Origin of the sequence: Microlunatus soli (assembly GCF_900105385.1) — a bacterium.
In the GTDB taxonomy this organism is placed as follows: domain Bacteria; phylum Actinomycetota; class Actinomycetes; order Propionibacteriales; family Propionibacteriaceae; genus Microlunatus; species Microlunatus soli.
Window position 1 is genome coordinate 2,961,736 of sequence record NZ_LT629772.1, and the last position, 17,616, is coordinate 2,979,351.

General features: G+C 68.0%; 19 protein-coding genes. 10 read left to right on the forward strand and 9 right to left on the reverse strand.

What is annotated here, in order from left to right; all coding sequences use genetic code 11:
• The first annotated feature begins 128 nt into the window (after positions 1–128).
• The 3 genes from BLU38_RS13595 to BLU38_RS13605 all read left to right on the forward strand — a co-directional run bounded on the left by BLU38_RS13595 (position 129) and on the right by BLU38_RS13605 (position 5,176).
• Positions 129–1,241 (forward strand): LacI family DNA-binding transcriptional regulator, encoded by a 1,113-nt coding sequence (locus BLU38_RS13595; protein ID WP_091525600.1) that lies wholly within the window; start codon positions 129–131, stop codon positions 1,239–1,241.
• A gap of 262 nt (positions 1,242–1,503) precedes the next feature.
• Entirely contained in the window at positions 1,504–3,246 is a 1,743-nt protein-coding gene (locus BLU38_RS13600) for an alginate lyase family protein (protein WP_091525602.1), read from the forward strand.
• A gap of 274 nt (positions 3,247–3,520) precedes the next feature.
• The gene (locus tag BLU38_RS13605) at positions 3,521–5,176 is read left to right on the forward strand and encodes a glutamate--tRNA ligase (RefSeq protein WP_091525604.1); all 1,656 of its coding nucleotides are present in this window, start codon (positions 3,521–3,523) and stop codon (positions 5,174–5,176) included.
• Between the two features lie 324 nt (positions 5,177–5,500).
• Here BLU38_RS13605 and BLU38_RS13610 read toward each other — a convergent pair whose 3' ends face one another.
• Positions 5,501–5,809 (reverse strand): hypothetical protein, encoded by a 309-nt coding sequence (locus BLU38_RS13610; protein ID WP_091525606.1) that lies wholly within the window; start codon positions 5,807–5,809, stop codon positions 5,501–5,503.
• Between the two features lie 275 nt (positions 5,810–6,084).
• Here BLU38_RS13610 and BLU38_RS13615 point away from each other — a divergent pair, with 275 nt between their 5' ends.
• From BLU38_RS13615 to BLU38_RS13630, 4 genes are all read left to right on the forward strand, one after another.
• On the forward strand, positions 6,085–6,564 hold the full coding sequence (locus tag BLU38_RS13615; protein WP_091525608.1) for a MarR family winged helix-turn-helix transcriptional regulator: 480 nt from the start codon (positions 6,085–6,087) through the stop codon (positions 6,562–6,564).
• 32 nt (positions 6,565–6,596) lie between these two features.
• Positions 6,597–7,664 carry a nucleoside hydrolase gene (locus BLU38_RS13620; protein WP_091525610.1) on the forward strand — a complete coding sequence of 356 codons (1,068 nt, stop codon included), beginning with the start codon at positions 6,597–6,599 and terminating at the stop codon, positions 7,662–7,664.
• A gap of 120 nt (positions 7,665–7,784) precedes the next feature.
• Positions 7,785–8,627 (forward strand): sugar phosphate isomerase/epimerase family protein, encoded by an 843-nt coding sequence (locus BLU38_RS13625; protein WP_091525612.1) that lies wholly within the window; start codon positions 7,785–7,787, stop codon positions 8,625–8,627.
• A 114-nt stretch (positions 8,628–8,741) separates the two neighbouring features.
• A complete protein-coding gene (locus tag BLU38_RS13630; protein ID WP_197680111.1) occupies positions 8,742–9,179 on the forward strand; it encodes a hypothetical protein in 438 nt (145 codons plus the stop codon).
• 30 nt (positions 9,180–9,209) lie between these two features.
• Here BLU38_RS13630 and BLU38_RS13635 read toward each other — a convergent pair whose 3' ends face one another.
• From BLU38_RS13635 to arr, 5 genes are all read right to left on the reverse strand, one after another.
• Positions 9,210–9,764, reverse strand: a complete 555-nt coding sequence (locus BLU38_RS13635) for an NUDIX hydrolase (protein ID WP_091525613.1) — start codon at positions 9,762–9,764, stop codon at positions 9,210–9,212.
• Positions 9,765–9,927: 163 nt separating this feature from the next.
• Positions 9,928–10,215 carry a hypothetical protein gene (locus tag BLU38_RS13640; RefSeq protein WP_091525615.1) on the reverse strand — a complete coding sequence of 96 codons (288 nt, stop codon included), beginning with the start codon at positions 10,213–10,215 and terminating at the stop codon, positions 9,928–9,930.
• Positions 10,216–10,429: 214 nt separating this feature from the next.
• A complete protein-coding gene (locus BLU38_RS13645) occupies positions 10,430–10,837 on the reverse strand; it encodes a DUF3592 domain-containing protein (RefSeq protein WP_091525617.1) in 408 nt (135 codons plus the stop codon).
• On the reverse strand, positions 10,834–12,078 hold the full coding sequence (locus BLU38_RS13650) for an MFS transporter (RefSeq protein ID WP_091525619.1): 1,245 nt from the start codon (positions 12,076–12,078) through the stop codon (positions 10,834–10,836). The genes BLU38_RS13645 and BLU38_RS13650 overlap by 4 nt, the downstream gene beginning before the upstream one ends.
• Before the next feature lie 253 nt (positions 12,079–12,331).
• Complete coding sequence (arr, locus tag BLU38_RS13655; protein WP_091525620.1) at positions 12,332–12,742, reverse strand: NAD(+)--rifampin ADP-ribosyltransferase; 411 nt, start codon at positions 12,740–12,742, stop codon at positions 12,332–12,334.
• Between the two features lie 140 nt (positions 12,743–12,882).
• Between arr and BLU38_RS13660 the strand changes: the two genes are divergently transcribed.
• Together BLU38_RS13660 and BLU38_RS13665 are read left to right on the forward strand one after the other, a co-directional pair.
• Positions 12,883–13,230: an ArsR/SmtB family transcription factor gene (locus BLU38_RS13660; RefSeq protein WP_231920331.1), complete on the forward strand. Its 348-nt coding sequence runs from the start codon at positions 12,883–12,885 to the stop codon at positions 13,228–13,230.
• Positions 13,227–13,775: an SRPBCC domain-containing protein gene (locus BLU38_RS13665; RefSeq protein WP_091525622.1), complete on the forward strand. Its 549-nt coding sequence runs from the start codon at positions 13,227–13,229 to the stop codon at positions 13,773–13,775. Before BLU38_RS13660 ends, BLU38_RS13665 begins: the two co-directional genes overlap by 4 nt.
• Positions 13,776–13,828: 53 nt before the next feature.
• Here BLU38_RS13665 and BLU38_RS13670 read toward each other — a convergent pair whose 3' ends face one another.
• Positions 13,829–14,971: an AAA family ATPase gene (locus tag BLU38_RS13670; protein ID WP_091525624.1), complete on the reverse strand. Its 1,143-nt coding sequence runs from the start codon at positions 14,969–14,971 to the stop codon at positions 13,829–13,831.
• A gap of 45 nt (positions 14,972–15,016) precedes the next feature.
• Positions 15,017–15,922, reverse strand: coding sequence for a LysR family transcriptional regulator (locus BLU38_RS13675; protein WP_091525625.1), 906 nt, complete (start codon positions 15,920–15,922; stop codon positions 15,017–15,019).
• A gap of 82 nt (positions 15,923–16,004) precedes the next feature.
• On the opposite strand from BLU38_RS13675, the gene BLU38_RS13680 reads away from it, so the two are divergent.
• Positions 16,005–17,207, forward strand: a complete 1,203-nt coding sequence (locus tag BLU38_RS13680; protein ID WP_091525627.1) for an MFS transporter — start codon at positions 16,005–16,007, stop codon at positions 17,205–17,207.
• A gap of 23 nt (positions 17,208–17,230) precedes the next feature.
• On the opposite strand, the gene BLU38_RS13685 is transcribed toward BLU38_RS13680, so the two are convergent.
• Complete coding sequence (locus BLU38_RS13685) at positions 17,231–17,479, reverse strand: DUF2630 family protein (RefSeq protein ID WP_091532408.1); 249 nt, start codon at positions 17,477–17,479, stop codon at positions 17,231–17,233.
• Positions 17,480–17,616: the final 137 nt, after the last annotated feature.

A 17,616-nucleotide genomic window follows, 5' to 3' on the forward strand; every position in this document is an offset into this window, starting at 1 on the left:
AGAACCCTATCCACGCGCCACACCCCGCGGGTCCTGAGGCTGTCGAAGGACCAATCAGTAGGCAGACCGCAACCCCTGACCGCACGCGGCCGGCCCCGCTCGGCCGGGACCCATGATTGGGTGATCCCGTGTTGGCACCGGAGCGGCACCGCGAGATCATGCGGTTACTCAGACTGCGTGGCGCCGTACGGCTCGCCGACGTGATGGTGCGGATCGGCTGTTCGGAGTCGACGGCGCGTCGCGATCTCGCGGTGCTGGAGAGTCTCGGCGAACTGCGCCGGGTGCACGGCGGCGCGACCACGGTGGAGGACCGGCAGTCCCGCGGACCGGTCCTGGACGAGCTGCGAACCGTCGCGCTGGGCCTGCGCACCAACCGCGGACACCGTTTCGGCAGCACCGGCACGGTCGGGCTGCTGATCCCGCAGCGCGGCTACTACTGGGCCGCGGTGCTCGACGGCGCCCAACGTGCCGCGGAACTGACCGGGCTGCGCCTGGTTCTCGGCGAGGCTCCCGATCCGCAGACCGACGAAGCAGTACGGCTCCGCAGCCTGCTGCACCTCGAGGTCGACGCGCTGCTCGTCGCCCCCAACCTGCACCGGCTCGGCGACACCAGGGTGTTGGAGGCGCTGCAGGGGGTGGACGTGCCGGTCGTTCTGTTGGAGCGACGTGTTCCGGAGGCCTTCGCAACGCGGGACGTCGACTCGGTCACCTCCGATCATTCGCACGGCGGACGACTGGCCGGCCGGCATCTGCTCGACCGGGGGCACCGCCGGATCGCCTTCCTCGGCTGGCCGGTCTCGCCCACCTACGAACCGGTCCTCACCGGATTGCGGACCGCCATCGATGACGCCGGCGCCACTGTGGTCGAGCACCCGTTGCGGTGGCTCGGCCGGATCGACCACCAAGATCATCGTGGTCAGGTCGTCGAGGCTCTGGCCGCGTTGCGCGCACAGCGGGTCACCGCGGTCCTCTGCCAGCCGGACGAGGCGGCCTTGTACCTGCTCGACGCGGCCCGGGCCCGAGGGGTGCGCATCCCACAGGATCTCGCCGTGATCAGCTACGACGACGAACTCTCCGGTGCCGCGACACCACCCCTGACTGCGGTCGCGCCGGCCAAGCAGGACATCGGGTTCAGCGCGATCATGCTGTGTCTGCGCAGGATCGCCCGCCTCGGCCCGCCGCCGCACGCGACGCAGCAGGTGATGCTGCTTCCGGACCTGGTGATCAGGGAGTCCGGCTAGGGCGGCGCTGACGGGTTCTGACCGGTTGCTACTCGCTGTCTGGTCCTCGGTGTGCTGCCAGGTGCAGGCTCAGCCTGGAAACACCGATCTGCACCGTCGCGAGCGGCGCCAGACGGGTGCAGCGGCCGGGCGCCGACGCGAACGGCATACCGGGCGTGTATCGAGCGTCGGCAACGCCGCCGATGTGCCCGTCCGGAGTCGCGCAGTAGGTGGAAACCGGTGTTTCCAGGCTCACCTCGTTCCCGGAGAATCGGAGGCGTCGATGATGAAGCCCGTGTCGGCTGTGCTGTGCCTGCTGTCGGCGGTCCTGCTGAGCGTGTCGGTGGCGGTACCGTCCGCCGTTGCCACACCACAGGAGCGACCGCGACCGGTGATCTTCACCACCGAGGCGGAGATCAGCCGCGCGATCCGTCGCGTCCATGATCATCAGCAGCCCTTCTACGATTCCTGGCTGAAGACCAAGGCCGCGGCCGATGCGGCGCTGGCGAAGACGTACATCCCGGAGCAGTCCTACAACCACGAGACCTATTTCGGCATCGCCCGGCCGCAAGCACAAGACGCCCGCAGCCTCGCACTCGTCGCCCGGATCACCGGCGACCGGACGTATGCCGACAAGGCCCGGGAGATCCTCCGGCTGTGGGCCCGGGACGCCATCGACGGCGACTACCCGGGGTGGGGCAGCCCGCACCAGATGGGACTGGTGATCGGGCGGGTGGTGCCGATCTTCGCCGACGCGTACGCGATGCTCTGGGACGAGCTGCCGACCGCGGAGCGCACCCTGATGGCCCAGTGGTTCGGCAAGATGGCCAAGGCGATCATGATCAGCCGGAACATCTTCCGCTACGAGACCGAGACCTGCGACTACGGCGTCTGCCGCTATCGCGGCGAGCCGGGCACCTATCTCGGCGGCAACTACTTCAGCAACCATCTGTCCGCGCACAACCTCGGCCTGCTGGCGATCGGGGCCGCGCTGCGTGATCGGGAGATGGTCGCCGAGCAACTCGATTCACCGAGGAACGACAAGGACCTGAAGGAATTGATCAACGGCGCGATCGTGATGCCGGATGATCTTGGCGGCGGCGTCGCGGACGGCGATCTCTACAAGGGCGATCCGACGTACACCGACGGTGCGCCGCTGCCGGAACCGGGAGAGATCTGGGACCGCAGCCGCACCGCGCAGGGCAAGGGGCTGCACTACACGTTCCTGCATCTGCAACTGCTGATGCTGCAGGCCGACATCGCGAAGAACCAGGAAGGCAGCGGACGCGACTGGTTCGACTACGTGGGTCCTCGCGGGGAGCACCTCGAGCTGCCGTTCGAGATCTACGACGACTTCCTGATGACGGCCGACCCGGGCGCACGCACCGGCTACTACGTCGCCAGCGCGCTCGAATACAACCTGGTCACCCTGTACGAGCTCGCCCACCGCGAGTACCCGGCGAACCCGGACATCCGCACGGTGCTCGAATCGTTCGACCGGGCCGGATTCACCGACGATCATCAGACCTTCGGCTGGACGCTGCCGCTGACCGACGGGCTGGACGATCTGGCGTTGGCCGACGAGCCGTATCCGGCCTCCGGGAGATCGAGCTGGACCTTCGACTCCGACGGTGACTTCGAGGCCGTGACCGTCCGGAAGGCGCAGGCAACCGTGGCCGACGGGTCGCTGAACCTGACCGTGAACCAGGACGACCCGGGCATCGTCACGCCCGACCTGCTCGGCCTACCCACCGCCGACTACGGGCAGGTCGAGATCCGGATGCGCAACCGGACAGCGGACACCCAGCTGGTCGTCTACTTCAGCACCGACGACGCTCCGGTCATCGACGGCAGCAGACGGGCGGCGATCACGATCACCGCGAACGACACCGACTTCACCAGTTATCGGATCGACCTGCGGCAGAATCCGCAATGGACCGGCCGGATCCGGCAGCTCCGGATCGACCCGGTCCAGGGCACGTCCACCGGCACCGTCTCGATCGACTCGGTGCGGGTGATCGCCTGACCTCCGAGCCCTGAGCCCGTCGAAGTGCTGATCACCAGCAACAGAACACCCCGTCGACAAGCTCAGGGACCTTGGTACGGGGTGCCCTTCCACCGGCTCGGGGACCTGGTACGGGGTGCCCTTCGACAAGCTCAGGGACCTTGGTCGAGGGTGGCCGTGGGACCGGGGATAATGAACGGACTTGTGCGAGGCGGCCGCTACGGCATTTCATGAACACAGCACGACGGCCGCGTCGCGCACCGGAACCACCCAGAGAGCGAGCGTCATCAACCCCATGCTGGACCGTGCAGTGATCGATTCGTTGTTCCCCGCCGACCTGCCCGAGGCCGAGCAGTGGGAGCAGCGCTATCCCGCACGCGACCTGCCCGAGGGTGCGAAGGTCACCCGGCTGGGGCCGTCCCCGACCGGATTCGTGCACATCGGCACGGTGTACGTGGCCACCATCGACCGAGACGTCGCCAGCAACTCCGGCGGTGTCTATCTGGTCCGGGTCGAGGACACCGACCAGACGCGGCTGGTGGACAGCGCGATCGAGCAGTTCGACCGCGCGTTCTCCTACTTCGGCATCGCCTCCGACGAGGACACCGAGCACGGCGACTACGGCCCGTACCAGCAGTCCGAGCGGGAGCAGATCTACCTCAGCTTCGTCCGCGAACTGCTCCGTCAGGACAAGGCCTACCTGTGTTTTGCCACCAAGGAGGAGTTGGCCGACATCACCGAACGGCAGCGCGCGACCAAGCTGCCCACCGGCTACTACGGCCGCTGGGCGATCTGGCGCGACGCCGACCCGGCCGACGTGCAGGCCAAGCTCGACGAGGGGGCGCCGTACGTTGTGCGGTTCCGCGCGCCGGACGGCTCGGACAGCCGTCGGGTCAGCTTCGTCGACGCGATCCGCGGTGAGCTGTCGGCCGACGACAACCGCAACGATGCGGTGATCCTGAAGTCGTCGGACCAGTCACCGCGGCTGCCGACCTACCACTTCGCGCACGCCGTCGATGATCATCTGATGCGGGTCAACACGGTGATTCGTGGTGACGAATGGATCTCCTCGGTGCCGCTGCACCTGCAGCTGTTCGAGGCGCTCGGCTTCGAGCAGCCGACCTATGCCCACATCGCGCCGCTGCTGAAGCTGATCCCCGGCGGCAAGCGCAAGCTGTCCAAGCGCAAGGACGACGAGGCCAACGTCGACTGGTACATGTCGGTCGGCTACCCGGCCGAGGCGGTTTCCTATTACCTGAAGGGATTGGCCAACGGGAAGCTGGCCGAGCTGCCGCTGGCCGACGCGCTGGCAACGCCGATCAGCCTGGCCGACTGCGGCGTCGCCGGCCCGCTGGTCGACCTCGACAAGCTGACCGACATCAGCGCCGACTTCATCGGCACCCTGGACAGCCCGACCGTACTGGAGCGGTTGAAGGTCTGGGCCCGGGAGTACGACGCCGAGGTCGCCGAACTGCTGGAACAGCAGGCCGATCTCGCGCTGCGCGCGCTGGCCGTCGAACGGGACGGCTCGGACAACCCCCGCAAGGATCTGCGGATGTGGTCGGACTTCCGACCGGCGTACGGCTTCTTCTTCTCCTCTCTGTTCGAGTTGGTCAACGGGCCCGGCGACCAGCGGCTTGTTGATCTTGGGGTGCCGGTCGAGGTGATCACCGCGTTCGCGGCCGATCTGGTGAACGGCTACCAGCAGCTGGACGATCCGCAGGAATGGTTCGGGCAGATCCGGGAGCTGGCGGCCAAGCACGGCTTTGCCAAGAACGCCAAGGAATACAAGAAGAATCCCGACGACTACCCCGGCTCCATCCGGGAGGCGTCACAGATCGTCCGGATCGCGCTCACCGGGTCGACCCGCAGCCCCGACATGCATGCGATCACCCAGGTGCTCGGCGCCGACGAGGTGCTCCGCCGGCTGCGACCGCTGACCGAGGGCTGAGGTCTAGTATCCCGCGCCCGAAGTTCGTGTGATTAGTCGGAGGCTGAAATGGTGAGCTGCAAGGCGGAGGAGGTGCGCATGCCGGGTGCATGTAAGCCGACGACAACGCAGCAGATCGCCGTTTCAGGCTTCGAATAATCGTACGAGCTTCGGGCGCGGGATACTAGGGAAGCACTGATTCATTCGGGCTGAGCTGCGGACCCGCGATGCGCGTTCGATCGCCAGCCGCACGAGTGCAGGCGGGCCGGGGCCCGTCAAGCGAGGGCAACGCAGCGAGCGGTCGTGCAGCGCGGGCCGCTGTAGCCCGAATAAATCAGTGGTTCCCTACAGGAAGATCGACAGGCCCGAGGCGGCCAGCGGCAACAGCCCCAGCAGCACCAACGGGTTGTACGGCTTACGCCGGTTGATCATCAAGATCATCACGGCGCTGGCCAGCCCGGTCAGGCCGGTCATCGCCCACAGCCCGATCACATCGGAGCGGGCCATCTCGGCCCGGTTGAAGGTCACGTAGACCGCCAGTGATGCGGCGTGGATGCCGACCACCACGGTGATCAACAACGAGACCAGCACCCGCTGCACCCGGTCCAGGCTGCGCCCTTCGGCCGCCGAGCGCGGGGTCATCTCATCGGTCATGCTGCTCGTCGAGCGTGTCCCGCTCGGTTCCCGGTCGACCATGGATCCCTCCCTGCGCTGCAGATCTGCCGAACAGTTAGGGAAGCACTGACCAAGAGGAGCGTTGCGACGACCACGCTGCCCGTCGGATCGCCAGGCGCACGCGTGAAGGCGGGCCGGGCCCGTCGAACCGGTGCAACGCAGCGAGCGGGCGTGCAGCACCGGCCGCAGTAGCTCCTCTTGATCAGTGGTTCCGTTAGTGGGCTAACTGTTGGTACCCATTCTATAGTGGCCGGGTGAGCACCCAGAAATCGATCGATGCCGGCGACCTCCTCGCGCTGGAGAATCAGGTCTGCTTCGCCCTGGCCGTCGCCTCCCGACGGGTGATCGGTCTCTATCGACCGTTGCTGGAGCCGATGGGGCTGACGCACCCGCAGTATCTGGTGATGCTGGCCCTGTGGCAGGACGGGCCACTGACCGTCCGCGAACTGGCGACCAAACTGTCGCTGGAGTCGGCGACCCTGTCACCGCTGCTCAAGCGGCTGGAGACGATCGGCTATCTCACCCGGTCCCGCGGCGTCCACGACGAACGGTCGTTGCAGATCGCGCTCACCCCGAAGGGCCGTGCCCTGCGCAAGCAGGCGCTGAAGATCCCGCCGACGATGATGGACAAGCTCGGCATGGATGTGGCGGAACTGAAGGAGTTCCATGCCCGACTGACCGGGGTCATCGACCGCGCGACCGCGGAGGAACGGGCGCCGACGACGGCCCGCTGATCAGCTGCGAGCCACCCCGATAGTGTCGCCGTGTGAGTGCATCAGCGGCCAGCTCGAACACCCCGACCGCGCAGAAGCTCCTGCTCGACTGCGACACAGGCATCGACGACACGCTGGCCCTGCTCTACCTGCTGGCCCATCCGTCCGTCGAGCTGGCTGCCGTGCTGTCCACCGCCGGCAATGTTCCGGTGGCAGAGGTGGACGCCAACAATCGTGCGCTGCTGGAGCTCTGCGGTCGTGACGACATCGAGGTCTGCCGCGGCGCGGACGGACCGTTGGCGATCGAGCTGCGGACCTGTGAGGACACCCACGGCCCGTACGGGCTCGGATACGCCGATCGGCCGGCGAGCACCGCACCGTCGGCCGGTCGACCCGACCGCGACGCCGCCGACGCCTGGATCGAGATCACCCGCGATCGTCCCGGCGAGTTGGTCGGGCTGGTCGTCGGGCCGTGCACCAACCTGGCCTTGGCGATCCGCCGCGATCCCGATCTTCCGACCCGGTTGAAACGACTGGTGATCATGGGCGGCAGCTTCGTCCACCCCGGCAACACCACCCCGGTCGCGGAGTGGAATGTGCTGGTCGATCCGGAGGCGGCACACGAGGTGTTCACCGCCTTCGGCACCGACGGCGCGCCGCAACCGATCGTCTGCGGACTCCAGCTGACCGAGCAGATCGCCTTCACTCCCGAGCATCTGACCCGACTGGCCGAGCTGGCCGGCAGTACCCCGATCGAGCTGGCGACCGCCGAAGATGATCATGGACGACGATCGGTGTCGGACAACCGGGTGATCGCCCTGCTGACCGACGCGCTGCGGTTCTACTTCGAATTCCACCACAGTGTCGGCGAGGGGTATCGCGCGCACGTGCACGACCCGTTCGCGGCCGCCGTCGCCATCGACCCCGGCATCGTCCAGACCCGACCGGCGGTGGTCGACGTCGAACTGGACGGCAGCCTGACCCGCGGCATGACGGTCGCCGACGAGGGCGGATTCTGGGGCCGACCGGCCAATGCGCAGATCGCCGACCGGACCGACGTCGACGCGTTCTTCGACGATCTGTTGAGCCGGTTGGCGACACTCGCGCGCCGAATCGGCTGATCGGGATCGGCCGGGGCGGCCGAGCCCCGACGCACCGGGACGGTCGTCATCTCGTCTCGCCAGGCGACATCAGGACGGCCCGGAGATGACACGACCAAGATCACGTTCTAGCGTTGAGCCGTGTTCTCCAACCTCAGCATGGGTGCCCTCGGCCTCACCGCCGACCTTCCGACAGCGATCGACCTGGCCGCCAAGCACGGTTTCGGCGGCGTCGATCCCGACCTCGGCTACCTCAGTGGACTCGGCGGTACCTCCGCGGTCAGCGAGTTCGCCAGCTCGGTCTCGGAGAAGGGACTGCGGTGGGGCATGGCGGGCCTGCCGATCAACGTCACCGCACCCGGGACCGAGTTCGCCCAGCAACTCGCCGAGCTGCCGGCCAAACTGGAGGTGCTGAACGCCGCCGGCGTCACCGCGGTCGGCACCTGGGTCCGGCCGATGCACGACGAGCTGCCGTACCGTCGCAACTGGGCGCTACACGCGTCCCGGCTGTCGCTGATCGCCGAACTGCTGGCCGATTCCGGCATCCGGCTCGGGCTGGAATACATCGGTCCGAAGACCTTCTGGTCCACCGAGCGGTTCCCGTTCATCCACTCCCTCGGCGAGGCGCTGGAGTTGATCGTCGAGGTCGGCGCCCCGAACATCGGGCTGATCCTGGACAGCTACCACTGGTACACCGCCGGCGAGAGCGCCGATGATCTCGAGGGCCTGTCCGACGCCGACATCGTCTCCGCCGACATCAACGACGCCCGCGACGACCGGGAACGCGACGAGCAGCAGGATCTCGACCGTCGACTCCCCGGTGCGACAGGGGTGATCGATCTGGACGGCTTCATGTCCGCCCTCCGCGCCGCCGGCTACGACGGACCGGTCAAGGTCGAGCCGTTCATGAAGTCACTGGCCGAGCAGCCGGTCGACGACGTCCTGGCCGATGTCTCGGCGCGGCTCGCGAAGGCGATCGGCTGAAACCCGAGCGACAGCACGAATACCGCCCCCGGCCGGCCGCCGGCTGCTTCAATGGATCGTGCGGTCGTAGCTGATCCCGTCCCGGTGATCAAGCGGCCGCCGAGGGGGATGATCATGGAGGCGACGGCCGCGGACAGACGCGAGAACGGCACCGGCCCGGGGCCGGGCGGATCAGATGACGCCGGCGATCTCGCCCACCGCCTGGCCGGCGCGATCGCCGGTCGGGATGCGGCCGCGCTGCGTGATCTGCTGACCGAGCAGATCGACTTCAGGGCGATGACACCGGGCCGTTTCTGGGAGGCCGGCGACCGCGACGAGGTCGTCGAGATCGTCTTCGGATCATGGTTCGAACCCGGCGACGTGATCACGGCGGTGTTGAGTGCGGGCGGGGAGCGGGTGGCCGACCGGACCTCCGTGCACTACCGGCTGCGCGGCCACAACGCCGGCGGCGATTTCGTGGTCGAGCAGCGCGCCTACACCCAGCAGACCGGCGGGCGGATCGACTGGCTCCGGATCATGTGCTCGGGTTTTCGTCCGGTCGCGGCGAGCTGATCCGGCGGCTGACAGCGGTCGCTGCTGCCCTCACGCGCCGTGGATCAGTCCCATCGCGTCGGCCAATCGGACGATGTCGGCGGTCACCGGGTCATGGACGGTCAGCCAGTCCGCTGCGGCCGGAGCGGCCATCGACCGGACCTCGATGACTTCTTCGCCGTCGGCCGGGTTGGTCGGCGGCTGGATCACCTCGGCTCGGACGACGGCAAAGGCCCAGTGCGACAGCGGGTGCGGTTGGTGCGGACGGTACGGCTCCGGCCGACGGCTGCGGGAGATGTGGGAGGCGAAGATCATCGGCTCGCCGGTGGTCTTGGCTCCGGCCTCCTCCAACAGTTCCCGGGTCACCGTCTCGCTGATCGACTCGCCCGGTTCTCGGGTGCCACCGGGCAGGAAGCGCCACTCCTGCACGCTGCGGCAGACGATCACCCGGTCCTGCGGATCGACCGCGACGCAATGGATCCGGCTAATCAGCTCGTCCTGCGGTGACGGATCGACGCTGAAGGTCACGTCGGTATCGGCGTAGTCCACATACATCGGCCGGAACAGGTCCGGGAACTGAACCGGCCAGGCACCCTCGGTCGTCATCCATCCTCCAGGCTCGGGCTCCCGGTGTCGGGCCACCAGGTTCGGGGCCCTCACGGTATCCCGACGGGTGTCGCCGGCGCCGACCTCGCAGCACCGGGACGGAACGCGGACAGGCCGCCGCCCCGAAGGGCGACGGCCTGCGCAGATCGGTGCGCCAGGTCGCTCAGGCAGTCTCAGGCTGTTGGGCGAGCTGGAACTGGACGTCGCCGTCCTGGGTGACCTGGGCGTCGAGGACCTTGTCGTCGAGAACCTCCGACGCGCTCTCCTCGAGATAGACCTTGGCCTCACCACTTTCGACAACGGTGTCGCCCGGCTCCCCGGACGGTACCGCCGAGATGGCGAACGCGCCATCGGTCGGGCCGCTGATCCGCAGCCCTCCGTCCTCGGACTCGGTCTGCTTGTCGACGATGGTGGATACGATGTTGCTGGCGTTCTCGGTGAGGGTGAGCATGCGCTCTCCTTCCGTAGTGAACAGGTTCCTCCACCGTCCCCCGTTTGCGCCCGCGACTCAAACGCGGGTCCCGCTGAGTGGGACCGGGTTGACAGCCCGTGAGAATGCCGGGACCCTGCGCCCACGAAGATCCCGGTCCGTCCGACGATCAACGCGGCCCACCACGACACCGGGACAGGGATCAGACCGAGACAGGATCAGACCGGGACAGGGATCAACCCAGGACGGCGATCAGCACGCCGAGGCCGACGAAGATCACGCCGACCGGAATCATGATCAGCAGACCGATCCGGCCGCTGTGTGCGCCGTCGGCGACCTGGGCGTTCGTCGGATCATCGGGATCGACCAGCACCCTGATCGGGAACGGGAATTCGCGCAGCGTCCCACCGGAGACACCGTGCGGATTCTTGGCCGTCCGGGAGACACCGTCGGCTCCGATCCAACGCAACATCCAGTACTGCACCGAGGTGTCGCTACCGGTGTCCCAGACATAGTCGTAGACCTCACCGGGATAGGAGATCCAGCGTCGGCGTCGTTCGGACAGCTGTCGACTGCCGCGGATCCCGAGCACCGTCGTCACCGAGCCGAGCACGATGAAAACGATCGGCAGCAACAGGTTCATGATGTGGTTCCGATCACTCGATCGCGGCCGGCGAGCCGACCGACGGTCGCCTGCAGCAGCGTCAGCGCGATCAGGATGATGATCACCGCCGACCAGCTGCCGGTCAGTTCGCGGATCGATCCTGCCGCGATCGGACCGCCCGCGGCAAGCAGATAACCGAAGCCCTGCGCCATTCCGGACAGCCGGGCGGTATCGGCCGGGTCGCCGGTGCGCAGGCCCATCATCGCCAGCGCGAGCGCGACCGAACTGCCCGACGTCATGCCGCCGAGCACGGCCCAGATGACGACCAGGTCGGGCCACAGCAGCAGCCCGGTCAACGCGATCAGCATCGGCAACGCCACCATGATCGCAATACCGCGCTGATCATCACGGCGCCCCATCAGGACGGTCACGGCGAAGGCTGCGGCGATGCCGACCGCCTGATACAGGAAGAGATGGCTGCCCGCCGCAGCGGCCGTCGTGCCATGTTCGGCCTCGATCGCCGGCAACCAGTTCACCAGCGTGTAGAAGACGGTCGACTGCAGTCCCATGTGCAGCGTGACCTGCCAGGCCAAGGCGGACCGCCACAACCGCTGTCGACGTCGATCATGATCACCGATACCAGCGGGGACGATCGCGGTCGGATGCTCGACCAGCCGCATTCGCACTGCCCAGATGATCATTGCGGCCGCCGCCGGTAGCAACCAGATCCCCACCGACCCACGCCAACCGGACGAGCCGCCGATCGCCAATGCGGCGATCGGCACCGAGATCCCCGAGGCGGTCGCGGCGAAGGTGTTCATGGTCGCGGTATAGCCGCCGGTCATCGGTGAGATGTGGCCGGGGAAGTCTCGTTTCACCACCGCCGGCACCAGCACGTTCCCGATCGCGATGCCGATCCCGATGATCAACGTCCCGATCCAGAGCAGCCCGGGCACTGCCAGCGACCGCGCCGCCAGACCGATGATGATCATGATCAACGCGGCGAGAACCGCCCGGTCGGTTCCGACCCGGCGGGCCAGCAGATGGGCCAACGGCGACACCACCGCAAAGGCCAGCAGCGGCAGCGCGGCGAGCAGACCGAGCAGACCCGGTCCGATGCCGACGTCGACGCCGATCCGATGCAGGACCGGTCCGACCGAGGTGATCGCCGGTCGCAGACAGGCGGCTACCAGCAGCACGCCGATGACGGCCAGGATCGCTCGACCCCGACGACGCGGCAAGGTTGCAGCGTCATCGGGGAGCAGGTCGGGATCGGTCATCGCGCGCTGTCGTCCTCGGCAGTTCATGGGTGAGAGGTCCGCCCACACCCTACGACCGGGTCGGGATCGGCCGATCTCACGGCTCCCCGACGAGCCGCCTGCCTCGCAGGTCGGTGCGCTGCCACGCAGTTTCGATGTCGCCGAGCGGCACCGTCTGGACGTCGAGGTGAGCTGCCTGCTGCGCGTCCGGGTGAGACCCGTTTCGCGGGTGCCGGGGTTTTCCATCCGGCGCGGCGCAGCCGGCAGACTCGCTCTAGTTGAGGATCTCGCCGCGCTCGTCGTTGCGGATCGCCTCGAGCCGGTCCCGCCAGGTCTGCAGGGCTTGTGGAGTGAGTCGGGTCCAGTCGGTGATCTCGCGGACCACCCGCAGCGGCGCCGCGCTGCGATAGGACCGGGTCGGGTTGCCCGGGAACTTCTTGTCGGTGACGTTCGGATCGTTCTCGAACGGGCCGGTGGGCTCGACCTCGTACACGTGCGGCTCGGTGTCCACCGCCGCGATCTCGGCGGCCAGACCGGCGCCGTCGCGCAGCGCGGTGAAGTAGATGTGGTTCATCACGATCTCGGGCCGGTAGTTGGAGCGGAACCCCGGTGTCAGCAGATCGCCCGGCTTCAGTTCCGCCTTCGTCCCGTGGAAGAACGGCCCCTCGTCAGGTGCATCCGTCACAGCGCGAGCATACGGCGCCGGGTGCGCGCTCGGGAATCACGACGCCGGTCGACGAGCGACCTGGAGATGATCATGACCCTGACCGGCCGTCGACGCTACTGTACCTTGACGGTTACGTAACTACCTGGTTACATAGCGCTATGGATGTCGTCCTGCGGGCACTGGCGGATCAGAGCAGACGCACGGTGCTGGAGACACTGGCCGATGGGGAAGCCACCGCAGGCGAGTTGGCTGCGCTGGTGTCGATCTCCCGACCCGGGGTGTCGCGGCATCTGCGGGTGCTGCGGGAGGCAGGTCTGGTCGACGTACGCCAACAGGCGCAGCGCCGGATCTACAGCTTGGCGCCGCGGCCGTTGGCCGAGGTCGATCAATGGTTGGGCCGGTACCGGGTGCTGTGGGAGCAGCGACTGGATGCGGCTGCACACCGAGGTGGCCCGCGGGAAGAGAGCGAGGAGCGAGAAATGACCGGGGACGGAAGAGAGCAATGACGAAAGAGACGGCGACCGACAGTCGCACCCTGGGCAGCCTTCGGGCTGCCGACGGACACGGAGTGGTCCGGATCGAGGAGCGCTTCCAGACCGATGCCGCGGATCTCTGGTCCGCGATCACCGATCCACGGCGGCTGGCACGGTGGTACGGCGAGGTCGACGGCGACCTCCGGGTCGGTGGCGAATACCGCGTCTTCCTGGCAGGCCCGGGGCTGCACGGCGCCGGTCGGATCGAGGTGTGCGATGCCCCGCATCGACTCCAGGTGGTCAGCACCGAGACCGAGGAGTCCTGGCGACCGGGTGACGGTGGGCTGACGTTCGACGAGTCCATCGAGGCGGTGTTGACCGGCGACGGCGACGGCACCACCCTGATCATTGAGGCGCATGGCATGCCGCTGGACAAGATCGCCTTCTACGGGGTCGGCTGGCAGCTGCATGCCGAGCATCTCCGCAGCTACCTCGCCGATGAGGAGCCCGACGACGAGGAAGCTCGTTGGAACGATCTTGTGCCCAGCTATCAGAGGCTGGCCGCCGACCTCCACTGATCGCCTGCTCGACGTGCGGCCCTGCTCGACGTACGAACTGGAGCGGCAGCGGTTCACCGCTTGGGCCACTGCCAGGGTGGACCGTCCAGCGCGCCTTGATCGACGACCAGGGTCTCACCATCGGGCTTCTCCAACTCGACCAGCCTGGCATCGTCGTGGCGGAGTTGCTCGACGACGGTGCCGGCATGGGTGACGACGATGACCTGGGAGTCGTCCGCGGCCCGGGTGATCATCCGGGCCAGTGGTCGCAGCAACTCCGGGTGCAGGCTGGTCTCCGGTTCGTTGAGCACGATCAGCTCGGCCGGCCGCGGGGACAGCAGGGCCGCGGCCCAGACCAGGTAGCGCAGAGTGCCGTCGGACAGCTCGGCGGCATCCAGCGGCCGTAGCAGATTCGGCTGCCGTAGCTGCAGCGTCATCCGGCCGTCGTGCTCGGTGACCATGATCGTGCTGCCGGGAAAGGCTTCATCGATGGTGGCATCGAGCAGGTCGGCGTTCCCGATCTCGCGGATCGTCTGGATCGCGGCAGCAAGATCACCGGCATCGCCGGACAGCACCGGTGTCCTGGTCCCCAGCATCGCCGCGCGGGCCGGAGCGGCGGCATCGGTCCGGACGTGATCGTAGAACCGCCAGCCACGCAACGCGGCCCGGACCGCGCGGATCTCCGGAGCATCGACCTCGTCGAGCATGCTCTCCCACGGTTGGAGTTTGCGCTCCGACGTCCAGCCGGTGTCTTCCCGGATCCGCACCTGGCTGCCACGCCGCTCGGCCAGCAGAGTGGACGGGCGCAGGATCGGTCCGTGCCAGATGCTTTCGACCTTGATCTCGGGATCCCGTTCGAACATCGACCCGCTCGGGGTCGGCAGCCCGAGGTCGACGGCATAGCTGAAGCCGTCGCCGGCGAACCCCAACCGCAACGCGACCGGTCCCTGCCGTACGGTGCCCTGAGCCGGGGCACGGCCCTGTCTGACGGCGCGGCCGATCACCTCCGGCCCGGCCCACAGCGTGGACGGCAGCCCGCCCTCACCGGCCAGCGCTGCCACCGCTCCGTGCCGTCCGGCCGCCGCCAGCAACCGGAGTCCGCGGTAGAGGCTGGACTTGCCGCTCCCGTTCGGGCCGGTCACCACGGTGACCCGGCCGAGCGCGACCCGCAGGCTCCGGATCGACCGATATCCGTCAATCGCCAATGTCGACAGCACGCGGTCAACCGTAATGATCGACACCGACACGGCCGGTCGCGCTGGTCAACGGTGCCGGGCCGTCGGCGAGTGTTGGCGTGCCAGCACATCGAGCAACAGTGCGACGGCGGGACGCCGCCGGCCAGGCCGGGTCGCCAGCCGCAGCCGCCAGATCGGCTGCTCCCGCTCGGGTAACCGTACCGTCCGCACGCCGAGGTCTGGGTCGACCTCGCCCGGCGCGAAACCGACCCCCAGTCCGGCGGCGACCATCCCCGGGATCATCTGCACGTCGGGCACTTCGAGCACGACGGTCCGCGTCAGACCGGCGTGCACGAACGCGGCGTCCACCGCGATCCGGGTCCCGAATCCCGGCGGCGAGTCGACCCACCGCTCGCCATCCAGGTCACCCAAACGCACCCGGGACCGCCGCGCCAACCGATGCGTCGGCGGCAGCAGCAGCGGCATCGGCAGGGTGGCGATCGGCTCCAGCCGAACCGTCGGCGGGGCCGCCTCGCTCGGGCCGACGAAGGCCAGATCGAACTCGCCGGCGTCGACACCGCGCACCAAGTCGGTCGATCCCCGCGGCCGGACGTGCAGTCGGACCTGAACTCCGGGAGCGGCCCGGCCGAAATCAGCCAGCAACCGGGGCAGGTCGACCGGCGCCAGCGCGGTCATGATGCCGAGATCGACCTCGCCGCCCAACTGATCATCGGCACGTTGCACCACCTCACGGGTCGCCCGGGCGGAATTGATCAAGGTCCGGGCCTCCGTCAACAGTGCCTGGCCGGCGGCGGTCAACCGTGGCGCACCGGTGCCGGCCGAACGCTCGAACAGGCGGACCCCGAGATCGCGCTCCAGTGCCCGGATCGTCGTACTGACCCCGGACTGGACGACATTGAGCCGCGCGGCGGCAGCGGTGAACGTCCGCGACTCGGCAACCGCTACGAAGTACTCGAGTTGACGCAGCTCCATCCCGCCATTATCTCCATTTCAGATGACGGCGATCATCGTTCATCGCTTTTCCTGACAGCCGATCGGGATCAGACTTGAGCCCGTGACCATCACAAGGGCGGCGAGCCGCCGCGGATTCTGGCTGATCGCGATCGCGTTCTTGATCACGATGGCGTTCACCACCCTGCCGACGCCGCTGTGGCCGCTGTACCAGCAAGCCAACGGGATGAGCACCAGCAGCGTCACGATCGCGTTCTCCGCCTATGCGGTCGGGGTGTTGATCAGCCTGTTCCTCGGCGGTCACGTCTCGGACTGGGTCGGCCGCCGGCCGATCATGGTCGCGGCGGTGCTGGCAGAGATCGTGGCCGCAGTCATCTTCGTGACATCGACCGCTCTGCCCGCTCTGCTGGTCGCCCGACTGATCTCCGGCTTCGGGATCGGACTGATCACGGCAACCGCCACGGCCTATCTGGTCGACCTGCACGGCCGGGCCGATGCGGACCGACACCCGCTGCTGGCCGACCATGTCGCCACCGCTGCCAATCTCGGCGGCCTGGGCCTCGGCCCGATCGTCGCCGGGATCCTGGCCGGGCTGCTGCCGCGGCCGCTGAGCATGGTGTATCTGATCTTCATCGCCCTGTTGATCATTGCGGTGCCGATGATCATGATCGCGCCGGAGACTGTGAGCCGTAGCCGGCGTCGTTATCGGCCACAGCGGGTCTCGGTGCCGGGCGGTGCTCGCAGCCGCTACCTGTTGCTCGGGTTGACCGGGTTCGTCGCGTTCGCCCTGTTCGGGCTGTTCAGCGCACTGGGCCCGAAGATCCTCGGCAGTTCGCTCGGGCTGCACGCGACGGCGATCACCGGGGCAGTGTCCGGCGCGGTGTTCCTGCTGGCCGTGATCAGCCAGTTGGTCCTCGGTTTCGTCGACCGAGCCCGACAGGTCGGCTTCGGACTCGTCGGACTCGCCGTCGCCTTCGCGCTGCTGCTGACCAGTGGTGCGACCGGCTCGGTGATCGCGTTCCTGGCCGGCGCTGCCGTCGGCGGCGTGGGCGCCGGTCTCGCCTTCAAGGGCGCGATGGCCTCGGCACGGGAGCTGGCCGAACCGGCGGTCCGGGCCGAAGCCATCGCCGGCATGTTCCTGGCCGCCTACCTCGGCCTGGTCGTCCCAGTGGTCGGGCTCGGCGTCGCGACCCACGCCGTCAGCCTGGACACCGGGCTGGCCGGTCTCAGCGTGCTGATGGTGCTGATCACGGCATCGGTCCTGCTCGGACTGGGTCGGACGCGGGTCGATTCCCGTCGGGTCTGACGACGGAATTCTCCGGTCCGGGCTCAGCCCAGATAACCCTCGACCTCCGACGCCGGCCGGACGGCCGCGTCGTCGCCGTCCTTGCCGACCTCGCGCAGCGCCCGTCGTTGTCGCAGCAGGTCCCAACACTGGTCGAGTTCGACCTCCACCGCCGACAGCCGGGAGCGTTCATCATCGGCAGAGATCTCCGATTCGGCCCGCTGTTCGCGCAGTTGTCGTTCCTCCTCCACCAGCTCGCGGATTCGGTCCAGGATCGATTGTCCGTCGGTCATCTCCATCGCCTCCTGCTCACATAGTGCGCCCTGCGGATACCGATGCCGACGGCGGGCGGGATCTCAGCCTCGATCCGTGGACGGGCGCCGTAGCGAGCGGCACCAGAGGGGTGTGCTGGCAAGGCGCCGGCGTGAGG